The organism is Kribbella antiqua (genome assembly GCF_004345665.1).
Lineage (GTDB): Bacteria > Actinomycetota > Actinomycetes > Propionibacteriales > Kribbellaceae > Kribbella > Kribbella antiqua.
Window position 1 is genome coordinate 396,741 of sequence record NZ_SLWR01000006.1, and the last position, 14,239, is coordinate 410,979.

Sequence of the window (14,239 nt, forward strand, 5' to 3'; positions counted from 1 at the left end):
GGTGCATGACGGCCACGACCCTGACCGGTTCGCTGCTGGTGGCGACTCCGTTGCTCGACGAGCCGCCCTTCCGCCGGTCGGTGATCCTGCTGCTGGATCACGATGATGACGGCGCGCTCGGGGTGGTGGTGAACCGTGCGGCCGACCTGGCGGTCGACCGCGTGCTGCCGGACTGGTCCACCTCCGTGAACGAGCCCGGCGTGCTCTTCATGGGCGGACCCGTCGGAACCGACAGCGCGCTGGCCGTCGCCGAGGTGATCGAGGCCGCCGATCCGCCGGGGTGGCGGGAATGCTTCGGGCGGATCGGGCTGATCGACCTGGATGTGCCGCCGGCGCTGCTGGAGGGCGCGATTCAGCGGATGCGGATCTTCGCCGGGTACGCCGGCTGGTCCAGCGGTCAGCTCGAGGGCGAGATCACCGAGGGTGCCTGGTACGTCGTCGAGTCCGAACCCGACGACGTGTTCAGCCTCCATCCCGACACCCTCTGGCGCCGGGTCCTCCGGCGCCAGCGCGATCAGATGGCCTACCTGGCGACGTACCCGGACGACCCCACGCAGAACTGACGGCTGCTACTCGTCGCCGCCTTCGCCGTCACCCGGGTTGAGCGACTCCCAGATCTCCTTGCACTCCGGACAGACCGGGAACCGCTGCGGGTCCCGGCTCGGCACCCACACCTTCCCGCACAGCGCGACCACCGGCGTGCCCATCACCATCGCCTCGGTCAGCTTGTCCTTCGGCACGTAGTGCGAGAACCGCTCGTGATCGCCAGGCTCCGCCGGCGCCGGCTGCGTCCGCTCGTCAACGACCGTCTCGGCCCCAGGGGTCAGCTGAGTACTCATGCCCCCGAGTGTAGGCCGCCGGCTGACACAACCCAGCACTTTTCCACAGCCGGCCAACTCGCCAGGGCAACGCGGCTGGAGGCGGCTGGGTGCGCGGTGTACTGGGTGGTGGATCCCGACACGCCGAGCCTGATTGCGTGGGAGATGCGCGACGGAGCATATGTGCAGGTCGCGAAGGTCACCGGGGACGAGGAGGCGCGGCTGACAAGCCCGTACGACGTCACGGTGGTGCCGGCGAATCTGATCTCGTAACAAATCTCGGGTAACGTTCCTGCACGGCCGACTGTCGACTATCGGGGGAGTAGCCGTTCGTGGAATCGCACGTGCCTGCACCAGCCGTGCTTCCTCCGGCCTATCCGGACCGCGCTGCGTGGGGTACCGCGAGCAAGCTGCGGGCCTGGCAGGCGGAGGCGCTCAAGCTCTATCTCGAGAACCAGCCGCGGGACTTCCTCGCGGTCGCGACGCCGGGAGCCGGTAAGACCACCTTCGCGCTGACGGTGGCCGCCGAGCTGCTGCACCGGCGGATCATCGAGCGCGTCACGGTGGTGACGCCGACCGAGCACCTCAAGGTCCAGTGGGCCGACGCCGCCGACAAGGCCGGGATCGCGATCGACCCCGCGTTCGCCGGGCGGCGCGGGAAGACGAACAAGGACTTCCAGGGCGTCGCCGTCACCTACGCCGGAGTCGCGGTGAACCCGCTGGCCTTCCGCGTCCGGACCGAGCGGTTCAAGACGCTGGTGATCCTGGACGAGGTGCACCACGGCGGTGACGCGCTCAGCTGGGGTGATGGCGTGCGGGAAGCATTCGAGCCGGCCACGCGCCGGCTCGCCCTCACCGGTACGCCGTTCCGCAGCGACGACAACCCGATCCCGTTCGTCACTTACGAGCACGGGCCCGACGGCGCCGCGCGGAGCAGGGCGGACTACACGTACGGATACGGTCACGCTCTGCGCGATCACGTCGTACGTCCGGTGATCTTCATGTCGTACTCCGGTGAGATGCGGTGGCGGACCAAGGCCGGTGACGAGGTCGCGGCGCGGCTCGGTGAGCCGCTGACGAAGGACCTGACCGCGCAGGCCTTGCGTACGGCGCTGGACCCGACAGGCGAGTGGATGCCGGCGGTGCTGTCGGCTGCGGATACGCGCCTGACCGAGGTACGACGGCATATGCCGGACGCGGGCGGACTGGTCATCTCCGGCGATCAGAACACCGCTCGGGCGTACGCGAAGACGTTGCGCGAGATCACCGGCGAGGCGCCGACCGTCGTACTGTCCGACGAGAAGGCGGCGAGCAAGAAGATCGCGAAGTTCTCCGAGGGGGACTCGCGGTGGATGGTTGCGGTCCGGATGGTCAGCGAAGGTGTCGACGTGCCGCGGCTCGCGGTCGGGGTGTACGCGACGCCGACGTCGACGCCGCTGTTCTTCGCGCAGGCGGTCGGGCGGTTCGTCCGGGCCCGGAAGCGGGGCGAGACGGCGTCGGTGTTCGTGCCGTCGGTCACGCGGCTGCTGAGTTTCGCCGCCGAGATGGAGGTCGAGCGGGACCACGTGCTCGGCCGGAAGAACGGAGGCGAGGACGGCGACATCTTCGCGCTCGAGGACGATCTGCTCGCGAAGGCGAACCAGACCGAGGGCGCCAGCGACGAGCTGGAGGGGAAGTTCGAGGCGCTGGGGTCGGACGCCAACTTCGACCGGGTGGTGTTCGACGGCGGCGACTACGGCACCGGCGGCGACATGGCCTCCGACGAGGAGCTGGACTTCCTCGGGCTGCCCGGTTTGCTGGAGCCGGATCAGGTGCGTGAGCTGCTCCGCAAGCGCCAGGCGAAGTCATTGGCCGCTCAGAAGCGCTCCCGTCCGTCGGCGGATCGGGAGGATCCCACCCCGACCGAGCTGGCGACACACGAGCAGGTGGCGCTGCTTCGCCGCGAGCTGAACGGTCTGGTCGCCGCCTGGCACCATCGCACCGGCCAGCCACATGGCGTCATCCACAACGACCTCCGCCGCAAGCTAGGCGGCCCCGCCGCCGCCCACGCCTCCTCGATCCAACTCAAGGAACGCATAGAACTAATCCGAGACTGGGCCACCCAACGCCGCGCCTGAACGAGGCTGGGTCGGGCGCCTAGTTCCGGTACACGCGGACGTGGTCGATTTGCATTGACTCTTCGGTGACAGTGGGCGGGATTTGGGCGTAGACGAAGAGGTCGAGGATCAGGGCGTCGCCGGTGCCGGAGTACGGGCCTTGGCGGCAGATTTCTTTGCCGTCCAGGTACCAGATGGTTTGGTCGGGGCCTAGTTGCTGGGCGATGGTGTGCCAGTCGGTGGTGAGGTCGGTGGGGGAGCGATAGGTGCAGCTGCCGCCGCCTGACTGGTGGCTGGTCAGGTAGAGGTTGTAGTGGTTGTCGCTGTAGAACTCGTAGGTGTCCTGCTCGTTGGAGCCGTTCCCGTTCCAGGTCCAGGTCGACGGCCAGAAACCCTTGGCTGACGGGAGTTTGAGCCGCGTCTCGACGTAGTCGCCGGGCTTCACCGCGAACGACTCAGCCGGCTCATGACCGCACGCCTGACCGGTGGTGATCAGACCGCTCGACCACTCGTATCCAGGCTCCGGGTTGTTCTTCCGCGCCGTGATCGTCAGCAGACCGTCCCGCACCGACAATGCGTCCCAGGTGTGCCACTCCAACTGCTGGTTGCCCTTGTTACCGAGGCATCGATCGGCTTCGGCGTTCGAATGAATCGCCCACTTCCCCGGATCGATCGCCGTACCGTCAAACTCATCCGCAAACACCAACCGCCCCGGGCGCTGGTCCGCGACCGCAGTGGCAGCCGGCGCCACGAGCAGACCAATCGCCGCGAACCCGGCCAAGGTGGTAAGTAATTTACGCATCAAGCACAACCCTCCGTCAGACCCCAACGGATCAAACGGTCGCTTGAGTCACGCCAGGTTGTCAACCCCGGCCGGCTGCCCTGGTAAAGCGTCAGATCAGGGCGCCGGACCAGGCGAGGGCTTGTTTGAGCAGTTGCCCGCGGCCACCTTCGAGGTCGGCGAGCAGGCCTGGGTCGAGGGCTTCCTTCGGGGTCAGCCAGGTGAGCTCGAGCGCGTCCTGGCGCGGGTCGCACTCGCCGGTCACCGGTACGACGTAGACGAGGGCGACGGCGTGCTGACGGGGGTCGTGCAGCGGGCTGATGCCGGGGAGCGGGAAGTACTCGGCGACGGTGAACGGCACCGGGCTGACGGGCAACCGCGGGAACGCGGCCGGGCCGAGGTCCTTCTCGATGTTGCGCTCCAGGGCATCGCGGATCGACTCCCCGTGGAAGACGCGCCCCGACACCAGGGTCCGGATGATCTGGCCGGTCTCTGCCGCTCCGCGGAGCAGAACCCCGACGTGCTCGATCTGGCCGGCGGCGTCGACGCGCGCCGGGACGGCCTCGACGTACAGGATCGGCACCCGCGAACGGGTCTCCTCGAGGGCGAACTCGGACAGCCAGCCGGGGTTCGGGTCAGGCGTGCGCAGGGAACTCATGGTGCCTATCTTTGCCCATCGCCCCCAACCCCCGGGCAGAGGCGCGAGTCGGTGGACACAAGCCGGGTCCGTGGCCGCGCGGGGGTTGTCAGGGGCGGAAGGTGGCGCGGTAGTGGGTGGGGCTCAGGCCGAAGGTGGTGCGGAAGCGGCGGGTGGCGTGGCTTGGGTCGTGCCAGCCGACCAGGGCGCCGATCGCGGCGATCGGCAGCTCGGTCTCGATGAGCAGACCGGCGGCGCGTTCGGCGCGGAGGCGGTTGAGGTACGCCATCGGGGAGATGCCGGCGGTCCGGCCGAACAGCCGGACCAGGTATCCCGGCGCGAGATTCACCAGCCCGGCCAGCCGGTCCAGCGTCCACGGCTCGTCGATACTTGCCTCCAGCAATCGCATCGCGTGCTGAACCGCCGGATGAGCCGGCTCCGGCGAGTCGCCGCCCCGCACCAGCGCTCCGGACAGCAAGCCGAACACGTCCGGCCCCAGGTAGGCGTTGCGCAGCACCAGCCCGTCGCAGTCGGTGTATCCGTGCCACTCACCCGGCCTGAGGACAACGACCGAATCGGGCTCGAGCGCGACTTCGCCGGCGGCCGAGAGGTGGGTGCCACGGCCGGCGACCACGACCGCGATCTCGAAGAACGCGTGGCTGTGCGGGGCGACGTCGGCGACCAGCTCGATCCGTTCACCAGCGACCGGGAGGCGCGGGTCGGGGAAGACCTCACTGCTGAGGACGTTGTGCACTCGGCACCTCCGAGGTCAGGATCAGTCAAGTAGTGGTCAATGGTCGTCTGTCGCCCGAAGCCTAGGTGCATGAGGCTGGAATCACATTTCCACCAACGGATTCCGAGGAGCCAGCCGATGACCACGACCGACGATACGACACTGCTCACCCTGGATGAAGAGACCATTTCGGCCTATCGCCGCGACGGCGTCGTCCGGATCCGGAACATCATCAGCCCCGACGAGGCGGCCCGGTTCCGGGACGCGGCCGCGGCGGCGAGCGGGTTCGCCAAGGACAACGCGACCGGCTCGTCGTCGGCGATTTTCAATCAGTACGTCAACATCTGGCGACAGGACGGCGTACTGCGCGAGCTCACCCTGCACGCACGGCTTGCCGCCGCGGCGACCGCGCTCGCCGGGGTTCCGCTGCGGATCTGGCACGACCAGGTGCTGATCAAGCCGCCGCACAACGGCGCCGCCACCGAGTTCCACCAGGACGCGCCGTACTGGCCGCATGCCGGTTCGCGGGCTTCGTTGTCCGCCTGGGTGGCGCTGGTCGACGTACCAGTGGAGCGCGGGTGCATGACGTTCATCCCGGGCTCGCACGATCACACCGGCCTGCGGCGGCAGGACCTGTCGGATCGCGACGACCTGTTCCGCGCCGCGCCGGACCTGCGCTGGGAGGAGCGGCTGACCATCCCGTTGCGAGCCGGCGACTGCACCTTCCACAACGCCTACCTGGCCCATTCCGCAACACCGAACCTCACCGACGACCCCCGGATCGCCCACGTCGCGATCTACATCGACGCCGATACGACGTACACCGGCGCTCCGCACGTGGTCACCGACGGACTCGGCCTGACGATCGGTGCACCTCTAGACCACGAGTTGTTCCCAAGGGTCTGAGGGTTCACGGCGTGACATAAGTTGCCAGTGTGCGTTTGCTGACTGACATCCGACCGCTGCGGGAGTCGCCGGAGTTCCGGCGGCTCTGGGTGGGATCGACGGTGTCGCAGCTCGGGCAGCAGATGACCGCGGTGACGGTCTCGATCCAGGTGTACGCGCTGACCGGCTCGACCTTTGCGGTCGGGCTGGTCGGCTTGTGCTCGCTCGTCCCGCTGATCGTGTTCGGGTTGTACGGCGGTGCGATGGCAGACGCGATCGACCGTCGTACGCTCGCGCTCGTCTCGTCGGCGGGGCTCTGGCTGCTGTCGATGATCCTCGTGCTGCAGTCCCAGTTGGAGTGGAACCAGGTGGGGATCCTGTACGGTGTCGTCGCCTGTCAGTCGGCGTGTTTCGCGGTGAACAACCCGGCGCGGTCGGCGATCATCCCGCGGCTGATCCGGCCCGAGCTGTTGCCGGCGGCGAACACGCTCAGCCAGGCCGCGTTCAACCTGGGCTTCACTGCCGGGCCGCTGCTGGGCGCTGCGGTGATCGCGTGGCACGGGTTCGCGGCGGCGTACCTGATCGATGTGATCACCTTCACCACCGCGCTGTACGCGCTGTTCCGGCTGCCACCGGTGCCGCCGACCGGATCGGTACGGCGGGCCGGGCTGCGGTCGGTGCTCGAAGGGTTCACGTTCCTGCGCGCGGCGCCGGCGCTGCTGGCGACCTTCCTCGCGGACATCCTCGCGATGGTGTTCGCGCAACCGCGGGCGCTGTTCCCGGCGGTCGCGGGTGCGTTCTTCGGCGGTGGCGTGCGTACGGTCGGACTGTTGCAAGCGGCCCCGGCGATCGGAGCACTGCTCGGCGTCGTCTTCTCCGGCTGGGTGACGCGGGTACGACGCCAGGGCGTGGCGATCGTGGCCGCGATCACGGTGTACGCCGCTGCGGTCGGACTGTTCGGCTTGTCACGCACGATCTGGCTCGGCGTCACGCTGCTCGCGTTATCAGGCGCCGCGGACATGGTCAGCTCCGCCTACCGCAACACAGTCCTGCAGTCCGCCGCGCCCGATGCGATGCGCGGCCGCCTCCAGGGCGTCTTCATCGTCGTCGTTGCCGGCGGCCCGCGCCTGGGTGACTTCGTCGCGGGTACGACGGCCAGCCTGACCACCCCGACGATCGCACTGCTCGGCGGAGCGACCGCCTGCATCGTGGGCCTGCTCCTCTTGCTGTCCCGCAACCGGCCGTTCCGCGTCTACGACTCCAGAACCCGGTTACTCAGTTAGCCCCCGGTGACCAGCTTCTTCAGCACGGTCGGCCAGGAGTCGACGTCCGGGTTGATCTCCTTGACAGGTTTGTCGCCGACGGTGACGATCTCGCGATCGCCGAGCGGCTTCTTCAGCTTGACCGCGGTCAGCGAGATGTCGTCGGACGGCGGGCACGGCGAGTCGGAGTCGATCAGCACCGAGATCCGGTCCGCTTCTTCTTTGACCTTCAGGTCGAGGTTGCACTCCATGCTGGTGCCGATCAGCAGGTCGGACTCGTCGTACTTCGGTGCGTTCTGGATCCAGCGCAAGTACGTCGGCTTCTTGCCACGGACCAGCTGATACGCCACCACCGGCTGCTGCTTGGTCTCGAACGCCTCGCCGCTGCCGTCGCCGAAGAAGCTGCCGTAGATCTTGTTGACGCACGGATCCTTGTCCGCCTTGCCGTCGATCGCACCCCACGCCTTGGCCGCCTCGTAGCAGCCGTTCGCCTCCCGGTTCAGTACGACGTTGAACCCGATCAGCGCGACCGCGGCGCAGACCATGAAGATGGCGAGCATCCGTCGCGACTTGATCTGCTGCGGCCCGAGTACGCCGGCGGCCTGCTCGGCTCGGGTCGGCTCAGCGTCTGCTGGTGGCTGTTCCGGAGGTACGCCGGCGTGCTGCGGCTGACCGGCGTACGCGCCGACCGCGACAGGCTGGCGGCTCTCTGCCTTTGGCCCCGCCGCCTTGGCCGATGCCTCGGCGAGCTCCAGGCTGGCGTCCGGGAACTGGCGGAACAAGGCCAGGATCGAGCTGGTCCACTGCGGATTGATCAGCGTGGGGATCGCGTAGAGCAGGATCAGGCCCACGATGACGGCGATGGCTGGGAGGAGCGACCAGTAATTTCGCACGGCAGCAAGATACGGGGCCATCGGGCCGTGACCGAAAACCGGATACGCTTCGGAGGTGCCCGCAGAGACGTCCCAAACCCTCGACCGGGGGCTCACCGTCCTCGAGTTGCTGGCGGACGCGCCGGACGGACTCTCGATCACGGAGCTCGCGGCCGCGCTGGGCGTCAGCCGAACCGTGGTCTATCGCTTGGTGAACACGCTGGAGCTGCATCGTCTGGTCCGTCGCGACAGTGAGGGGCGAGCGCGGCTCGGGCTCGCGGTGCTGCACTACAGTCGCCGCGTCCAGCCGACTCTTCGTGACGCAGCGTTGCCAGTACTGCGTTCTCTCGCGGAGGACACGGGCGCTACGGCGCATCTCACTGTTGCTGATGGTGACGAGGCGCTCGCCATCGCGGTGATCGAGCCGAGCTGGACCGACTTCCACGTGTCCTACCGGATGGGCTCCCGGCACGCGCTCGACCAGGGCGCCGCCGGCAAGGCGATCCTGGCCGGCCGCCGCAAACCCGACCCCGCCGGCCGCCCCTTCGTCGTCACCTCCGGCGAACTCCAGGCCGGCGCCCAAGGCGTCTCGTCCCCAGTCCTTGGCGTCCCCGGCGTAGAGGCCTCCATCGGCGTAGTCGTCCTCGGCAAGCTGGACCGCGACTTCGTCGGCCCCCGAGTAGCCCGAGCCGCAGTAGAAGTAGCCAAACGCCTCGCCTAACTTTCGGTGGCCGCCTCCACCAGCGGTAGCACGCGGTGGGGGATTTGTTCGGCGAGGGCGATGACCGTGGATGCTCGTTGGATGCCTCGGACGATGACTACCTGGTCGATGACGCGTTGGAGGTCGGCGTTCGAGCGAGCCACGATCCGGCACCAGAGGTCTTCGGCGCCGGTGATGGTGTGGACCTCCAGCACCTCCGGGATCCCGGCGAGCGCCTCGGCGACTGTGGTGTGGCCTGAGCCCTGCTCGATCTGGAGGGTGGCGAACGCCGTCACCGGGTAGCCGATCGCGGACGTGTCGATGTCCGGACCCCACCCTCGTACGACGCCGTCGCGCTGCAACCGGTCGAGCCGCGCCTGCACCGTGCCTCGCGCGACCCCCAGCCGCCGCGACGCCTCCAGCACCCCGACGCGCGGCTCGGCCGCGAACAACCCGAGGATCCGGGCGTCCAGCGCATCCACCGGCATACCTGCCTCCCCGGAGTGGTCAGACTGACCAAATAGTCCAGCAACATCCGCAGGATACTGCACAAGCTGCCCAATAAAACATGGATGTGTTGCACAACCTGCCTCCCACGGCAAGGCTCAACGCCAAGAACCCGAACCGGGAGGATCACGATGACCAGCACCGACCTCACCCCCGCAGAGCTCGACGCCGATCTCGACCTCGACCAGCTGAAGCAGCTGGTCGGCCTGGTGCCGTACGACGAGAGCACCGACCCGTTCCCGGTCCACGCGATGGACGCGGTGGTGTTCGTGGTCGGCAACGCCACCCAGACCGCGAAGTACTACCAGCTCGCCTTCGGCATGGACCTGGTCGCGTACTCCGGCCCCGAGACGGGCAACAAGGACAACAAGGCGTTCGTACTGAAGGCCGGCTCGGCCCGCTTCGTCATCACTGGCGGTGTCAGCCCGAAGAGCACCCTGCTCGACCACCACCGCAGGCACGGCGACGGCGTCGCCGACCTCGCGCTCGAGGTTCCGAACGTCGACAAGTGCATCGAACACGCTCGCAAGCAGGGCGCCGTCGTACTCGAGGAGCCGAACGACGTCGCCGACGAGCACGGCACGATCCGCCGGGCCGCGATCGCGGCGTACGGCGACACCCGGCACACGCTGATCGACCGGAGCAAGTACGACGGTCCGTACCTCCCCGGCTTCGTCGCGGCGAGCACTCAGGTGACCCGGCCGGAGGGACACCCGAAGCGGCTGTTCCAGGCGGTCGACCACGTCGTCGGCAACGTCGAGCTCGGCAAGATGGACGAGTGGGTCGCCTTCTACAACAAGGTGATGGGCTTCGTGAACATGGCGGAGTTCATCGGCGACGACATCGCCACCGACTACTCCGCGCTGATGAGCAAGGTGGTGGCCAACGGCAACCACCGGGTCAAGTTCCCGCTGAACGAGCCGGCCATCGCGAAGAAGAAGTCGCAGATCGACGAGTTCCTGGAGTTCTACGACGGCGCCGGCGCGCAGCACATCGCGCTCGCCACGAACGACATTCTTCGTACGGTCGACATCATGCGGGCCAACGGCGTCGAGTTCCTGAACACGCCCGACTCGTACTACGACGACCCGGAACTGCGGGCGCGGATCGGCCACGTCCGGGTGCCGATCGAGGAGCTGAAGTCCCGCGGCATTCTGGTCGACCGCGACGAAGACGGCTACCTGCTGCAGATCTTCACCAAGCCGATCGGCGACCGTCCGACCGTGTTCTACGAACTCATCGAGCGGCACGGCTCGCTCGGCTTCGGCAAGGGCAACTTCAAGGCCCTCTTCGAGGCGATCGAGCGCGAACAGGAGCGCCGCGGCAACCTCTGAGATCCCTGGCAGCGGTGCCCGATAGCAGGTGCGGGCACCGCTTGTCCTCGGTTAAGCGCTTGATTGCAAATGGATACGGCGTGTCGCCGTCCGATTACCGGAATGACTGTCGGGGCAGAGGCTGTTCGCGTAATGTGCCCGGTGAATGTGCGTCGGGGCGTACATTCAGGAAGGGTTTCGTCATGAAGACACTGGGCATTCTGCTCAGCACCGCGGGCCTGGCCGGGATGGGCGCGTTCGCCCTCGCGGCACCGGCCCAGGCGGCCCAGGCCGCCTCCTGTTCGGGTGCGAGAACCATCGACTCGGCGCCGATGTTGCGCGACCACAAACCACCCAGCTGGGGAACCGTCCGCCTGGTCCGGGACAACTGCTACCAGTACTGGGTCGAGGTCCGCATGGCGTCGCCGATGCCGGCCAATGCACGGGCCAACGGCTACCTGGTCCAGTACGGCGGCGCGAACGACGGGCGGGTGCTCAGCTGTGACAGCAGTGGCGGCAACGGCGCAGTGCTCCAGGGCCAGCGCACTTGTCGCACGCCCAAGGTGAAGGCGCCCGGTAGCAGCATCACCTTCGCCGCCATCGGCCGGGAGTTCCACAACTACGGCGGCGGCTACGAGGAGATCTCCGAGAACTCCACGTCGCGCACTCGCTGACACCCCCAGCCACCACCTCCTACCGCTGGGTAAACATTAGGCTCCACGTATGAGCGACGTGGGCGAGCGCCTGAGGCAGTTGTTGCTGCCTCAGGCGCTTCCGCCTGCCCGGACGGTTGCCGAGCCACCGGCGTACGAGCGCTGTGATTCAACCGCAACGGAACTGCCGGGGCCATTCGACGTCCACGGCCGTCGAATGTGACGTCCGGCCAGCACTATGGAAGGTAGTTGTCTGAATCTCCCGGGGGAATCGATGAGGCAGGGTAGGAGGCGCCCTATGCGCATGTGGCGAACCGGGCGCGCCGCCTCATCGGCCGCCGGCCTGCGCCGCGCCTTGCTGCCCGCGGTGGCGACTGTCCTCGCCCTGACCGCTCTCTCGGCCTGCGCGAACGGCGGCGGGCTGCGCGTCGAGGGCGCCGAGCCCACCGCGACCAGCTCCTCGCCGACACAGCCCTCGGTGATGGGTACCAGCGGGCCGGAGCGGACGCCCGCGCGACCCGCCAGCCTGGCCGAGATCCGGCTGAAACTGCTCGCCGACAAGCGCCTCGACACCTACTCGCGGACAGTTCTCGCGAAATGTGTGGTGATTTCGCGTTGCCTCAGCCAGGGTCCGTCCGTTGATGTTATGCACAACGGTGTCGGCCAGGAGGTCGTCTTCATCCACACCCTGGACAAGTTCGTCTTCGGCGTCTTCCTGATCGCGCTCGAACCGGCTGGTCCGCGGCGGATTTGGAGTCTGAAGGTCGATCAGCCGACGATCAATGCCAGCCCGGTGGGCGACCTGGTGGTGGAGTCGAAGATCTTCACCATCGACGACAAGGTCTGCTGCCCGTCGGGCCGGAGGGTCGAGATCTACCGTTGGAACGGCCGTCAGATGACCAAGGTGAGCTCGCAGGACCAAAAGGGAGACTGAATTCGGTGGTACCGGAAGAACCGGCAGCGCGCATTCTCATGGTCGAGGACGACGCGGTGATCCGTGAGGCGACCCAGTTGACTCTCGAACGGCACGGCTACGACGTCACCACGGCCGAGGACGGCCTGGAGGCGATCGAGCGATTCGAGAAGATCCATCCGGACGTGGTGATGCTCGACATCATGCTGCCCGGCCTGGACGGGATCTCGGTGTGCCGCCGGGTCCGGGAGACCAGCACGGTCCCGATCGTGATGGTGTCCGCCCGCGGCGACGCGCTGGACGTCGTACTCGGGCTGGAAGCGGGCGCGGACGACTACGTGACCAAACCCTTCGACACGCAGGTCCTGGTGGCCCGGCTGCGCGCGGTGATGCGGCGTGCGGTCGCCGATCCGGAGCGGCCGGCGCCGACTGCCGGTTCCGGCGTCGAGTCCTTCGGCGACCTCGAGCTGGACCGGGAGGCCTTGGAGGTACGGCGCGGTGGCTCGACCGTCCAGCTGACGCCGACCGAGCTCAAGTTGCTGATCGAGTTCGCCAACAATCCGGGTGTGGTGCTGAGCAGGTCCACGCTGCTGCAGCGGGTCTGGGACTACGAGTGGGGTGGCGACGGCCGCCTGGTCGACGTCCACCTGCAGCGGTTGCGGACCAAGATCGGCGCGGATCGCATCGAAACGGTCCGCGGATTCGGATACAAGCTGCGAGCCTAGGAATATGGGGCTCCGCGGCAAGCTAGGCCTCATCTTTCTGCTCGTTTCGTCGCTCGCGATCCTGGTCCTCTGCGTCGCGGTCTACACCCAGGCGCAGTCGGCCCGGCTCGACCGGACGCGGAGCTTCGCCGACGAGCGGATTCAGCTGGCGGCGCAGAGCTACGACCGGGACGACGTACCGCTGTTCGGATCCAAGCTGGACGATCCGGACCTGCCTCCGCAGCTGCGGGAAGCCGTGCTGCAGGGCAAGCGGGCCACGTTCAAGACCGGGTCGCCGAACGCGAAGATGTGGGCTGCCGTGCCGGTCAAGGACGGCAAGATCCTGTCCATCGTGCAGGACTACGAGACCAACGACGACTCGATCAAGGCGCTCCGGCAGGCCCTCGTCTTCGGCGGGATCGGCACGGTCGCGCTGGTCGCCCTGGTCAGCGTGATCCTGGCCGGCAGCCTGTCCAAGCGGATCGTCGCGGTCGCCGGTACGGCACGCCGGATCGCGGCCGGCGACCTGGACGCCTCGGCGGCCGAGGCGATCGGCAAGGGCAAGGACGAGGTTCAGGCGCTGGCGGGCGCGCTGGACACGATGGCGAGTTCGCTGCGCGGTCAGCTGGAGGCCGAGCGGCGGTTCACCGCAGACGTTGCGCACGACCTCCGTACGCCGGTCACCGGACTGCTCACCGCCGCCGAACTGCTGCCGCCCGGGCGGCCGAGCGAACTGGTGCGCGACCGGGCGAAGGTGCTGCGGCGGCTGGTCGAGGATCTGCTGGAGATCGCCCGGTTCGACTCCGGTGTCGAACAGGCGGACCTGGATCATGTCAGCCTGGGTGCGTTCGTCGGTTCGGCGGTCGGCCGGCTGCGGATGCAGCAGGCGCTCGCGCTGGACAGCGTGGTGGTCAAGCAGGTCGGACCGGACGAGACGGTGTCCACCGACTCGCGCCGGATCGAGCGGATCCTGGCCAACCTGATCGTCAACGGCCTGCGGCACGGCCGGCCGCCGATCGAGGTGACGGTCAGCGGCCGGACCGTAGAGGTGGTTGACCACGGCAACGGTTACCCGGAGGAGTTGATTGCCGAGGGCCCGCGCCGGTTCCGGTCCGGGATGGCCGAGCGCGGCGTCGGCCACGGCCTTGGGCTGACCATCGCGGCCGGTCACGCCAAGGTCCTCGGCGCCGACCTGACCTTCGGGGCAGCCGCTGGCGGCGGCGCCCTTGCCCGCTTGGTCCTCCCGCCCGAACCTGAGACGGAGTCGTAACACAACCAAACGCTTCGTCATCGCGTCTCCTCTCACGTCGGGTTCACCAGAGCCCAATAAAACGAGGGGACGCCCAAGCGGGGCCACTTCCCGGG

17 protein-coding genes are annotated in these 14,239 nt (G+C 68.0%); 11 read left to right on the forward strand and 6 right to left on the reverse strand.

Annotated features, from left to right (window positions below):
* Positions 1 to 5: 5 nt before the first annotated feature.
* Positions 6 to 563: a YqgE/AlgH family protein gene (locus EV646_RS19665; protein ID WP_132150544.1), complete on the forward strand. Its 558-nt coding sequence runs from the start codon at positions 6 to 8 to the stop codon at positions 561 to 563.
* Positions 564 to 569: 6 nt separating this feature from the next.
* On the opposite strand, the gene EV646_RS19670 is transcribed toward EV646_RS19665, so the two are convergent.
* Positions 570 to 839, reverse strand: coding sequence for a DUF3039 domain-containing protein (locus EV646_RS19670; protein ID WP_132150546.1), 270 nt, complete (start codon positions 837 to 839; stop codon positions 570 to 572).
* A gap of 96 nt (positions 840 to 935) precedes the next feature.
* Between EV646_RS19670 and EV646_RS19675 the strand changes: the two genes are divergently transcribed.
* Together EV646_RS19675 and EV646_RS19680 are read left to right on the forward strand one after the other, a co-directional pair.
* On the forward strand, positions 936 to 1,091 hold the full coding sequence (locus tag EV646_RS19675; RefSeq protein ID WP_241996182.1) for a hypothetical protein: 156 nt from the start codon (positions 936 to 938) through the stop codon (positions 1,089 to 1,091).
* Between the two features lie 71 nt (positions 1,092 to 1,162).
* Positions 1,163 to 2,935: a DEAD/DEAH box helicase gene (locus EV646_RS19680; protein ID WP_241996183.1), complete on the forward strand. Its 1,773-nt coding sequence runs from the start codon at positions 1,163 to 1,165 to the stop codon at positions 2,933 to 2,935.
* Between the two features lie 19 nt (positions 2,936 to 2,954).
* Here EV646_RS19680 and EV646_RS19685 read toward each other — a convergent pair whose 3' ends face one another.
* The 3 genes from EV646_RS19685 to EV646_RS19695 all read right to left on the reverse strand — a co-directional run bounded on the left by EV646_RS19685 (position 2,955) and on the right by EV646_RS19695 (position 5,086).
* The gene (locus EV646_RS19685; protein WP_132150550.1) at positions 2,955 to 3,716 is read right to left on the reverse strand and encodes a glycoside hydrolase family 16 protein; all 762 of its coding nucleotides are present in this window, start codon (positions 3,714 to 3,716) and stop codon (positions 2,955 to 2,957) included.
* A 91-nt stretch (positions 3,717 to 3,807) separates the two neighbouring features.
* On the reverse strand, positions 3,808 to 4,353 hold the full coding sequence (locus tag EV646_RS19690; RefSeq protein ID WP_132150552.1) for an NUDIX hydrolase family protein: 546 nt from the start codon (positions 4,351 to 4,353) through the stop codon (positions 3,808 to 3,810).
* Positions 4,354 to 4,441: 88 nt separating this feature from the next.
* A complete protein-coding gene (locus EV646_RS19695; protein ID WP_132150554.1) occupies positions 4,442 to 5,086 on the reverse strand; it encodes a helix-turn-helix transcriptional regulator in 645 nt (214 codons plus the stop codon).
* Positions 5,087 to 5,203: 117 nt separating this feature from the next.
* On the opposite strand from EV646_RS19695, the gene EV646_RS19700 reads away from it, so the two are divergent.
* Positions 5,204 to 5,971, forward strand: coding sequence for a phytanoyl-CoA dioxygenase family protein (locus tag EV646_RS19700; RefSeq protein ID WP_132150556.1), 768 nt, complete (start codon positions 5,204 to 5,206; stop codon positions 5,969 to 5,971).
* 29 nt (positions 5,972 to 6,000) lie between these two features.
* Complete coding sequence (locus EV646_RS19705; protein ID WP_132150558.1) at positions 6,001 to 7,233, forward strand: MFS transporter; 1,233 nt, start codon at positions 6,001 to 6,003, stop codon at positions 7,231 to 7,233.
* Here the strand turns inward: EV646_RS19705 and EV646_RS19710 are convergent.
* A complete protein-coding gene (locus tag EV646_RS19710; protein WP_199237083.1) occupies positions 7,230 to 8,105 on the reverse strand; it encodes a hypothetical protein in 876 nt (291 codons plus the stop codon). The two genes, EV646_RS19705 and EV646_RS19710, sit on opposite strands and share 4 nt — an antisense overlap.
* Positions 8,106 to 8,160: 55 nt before the next feature.
* Between EV646_RS19710 and EV646_RS19715 the strand changes: the two genes are divergently transcribed.
* A complete protein-coding gene (locus EV646_RS19715; protein WP_132150562.1) occupies positions 8,161 to 8,805 on the forward strand; it encodes an IclR family transcriptional regulator in 645 nt (214 codons plus the stop codon).
* Here EV646_RS19715 and EV646_RS19720 read toward each other — a convergent pair.
* Entirely contained in the window at positions 8,802 to 9,272 is a 471-nt protein-coding gene (locus tag EV646_RS19720) for an Lrp/AsnC family transcriptional regulator (RefSeq protein ID WP_132150564.1), read from the reverse strand. The genes EV646_RS19715 and EV646_RS19720 overlap by 4 nt on opposite strands.
* 150 nt (positions 9,273 to 9,422) lie before the next feature.
* Between EV646_RS19720 and hppD the strand changes: the two genes are divergently transcribed.
* The 5 genes from hppD (at position 9,423) to EV646_RS19745 (ending at position 14,144) form a co-directional block, all read left to right on the forward strand.
* Positions 9,423 to 10,625: a 4-hydroxyphenylpyruvate dioxygenase gene (gene hppD, locus EV646_RS19725; RefSeq protein WP_132150566.1), complete on the forward strand. Its 1,203-nt coding sequence runs from the start codon at positions 9,423 to 9,425 to the stop codon at positions 10,623 to 10,625.
* A gap of 182 nt (positions 10,626 to 10,807) precedes the next feature.
* Positions 10,808 to 11,278 (forward strand): hypothetical protein, encoded by a 471-nt coding sequence (locus tag EV646_RS19730; RefSeq protein WP_132150568.1) that lies wholly within the window; start codon positions 10,808 to 10,810, stop codon positions 11,276 to 11,278.
* Between the two features lie 277 nt (positions 11,279 to 11,555).
* Positions 11,556 to 12,191: a hypothetical protein gene (locus EV646_RS19735; protein ID WP_241996184.1), complete on the forward strand. Its 636-nt coding sequence runs from the start codon at positions 11,556 to 11,558 to the stop codon at positions 12,189 to 12,191.
* Positions 12,192 to 12,196: 5 nt separating this feature from the next.
* Positions 12,197 to 12,895: a two-component system response regulator CseB gene (gene cseB, locus EV646_RS19740; protein ID WP_132150570.1), complete on the forward strand. Its 699-nt coding sequence runs from the start codon at positions 12,197 to 12,199 to the stop codon at positions 12,893 to 12,895.
* A gap of 4 nt (positions 12,896 to 12,899) precedes the next feature.
* Positions 12,900 to 14,144 (forward strand): HAMP domain-containing sensor histidine kinase, encoded by a 1,245-nt coding sequence (locus EV646_RS19745; RefSeq protein ID WP_132150572.1) that lies wholly within the window; start codon positions 12,900 to 12,902, stop codon positions 14,142 to 14,144.
* Positions 14,145 to 14,239: the final 95 nt, after the last annotated feature.

Excerpts from the sequence above, each read along its gene's own strand:
- EV646_RS19665 (WP_132150544.1), top strand. The coding sequence starts at position 6 with ATGACGGCCACGACCCTGACCGGTTCGCTGCTGGTGGCGACTCCGTTG.
- EV646_RS19670 (WP_132150546.1), bottom strand. The coding sequence starts at position 839 with ATGAGTACTCAGCTGACCCCTGGGGCCGAGACGGTCGTTGACGAGCGG.
- EV646_RS19685 (WP_132150550.1), bottom strand. The coding sequence starts at position 3,716 with ATGCGTAAATTACTTACCACCTTGGCCGGGTTCGCGGCGATTGGTCTG.
- EV646_RS19690 (WP_132150552.1), bottom strand. The coding sequence starts at position 4,353 with ATGAGTTCCCTGCGCACGCCTGACCCGAACCCCGGCTGGCTGTCCGAG.
- EV646_RS19700 (WP_132150556.1), top strand. The coding sequence starts at position 5,204 with ATGACCACGACCGACGATACGACACTGCTCACCCTGGATGAAGAGACC.
- EV646_RS19720 (WP_132150564.1), bottom strand. The coding sequence starts at position 9,272 with ATGCCGGTGGATGCGCTGGACGCCCGGATCCTCGGGTTGTTCGCGGCC.
- hppD (WP_132150566.1), top strand. The coding sequence starts at position 9,423 with ATGACCAGCACCGACCTCACCCCCGCAGAGCTCGACGCCGATCTCGAC.
- EV646_RS19730 (WP_132150568.1), top strand. The coding sequence starts at position 10,808 with ATGAAGACACTGGGCATTCTGCTCAGCACCGCGGGCCTGGCCGGGATG.
- EV646_RS19735 (WP_241996184.1), top strand. The coding sequence starts at position 11,556 with ATGCGCATGTGGCGAACCGGGCGCGCCGCCTCATCGGCCGCCGGCCTG.
- EV646_RS19745 (WP_132150572.1), top strand. The coding sequence starts at position 12,900 with ATGGGGCTCCGCGGCAAGCTAGGCCTCATCTTTCTGCTCGTTTCGTCG.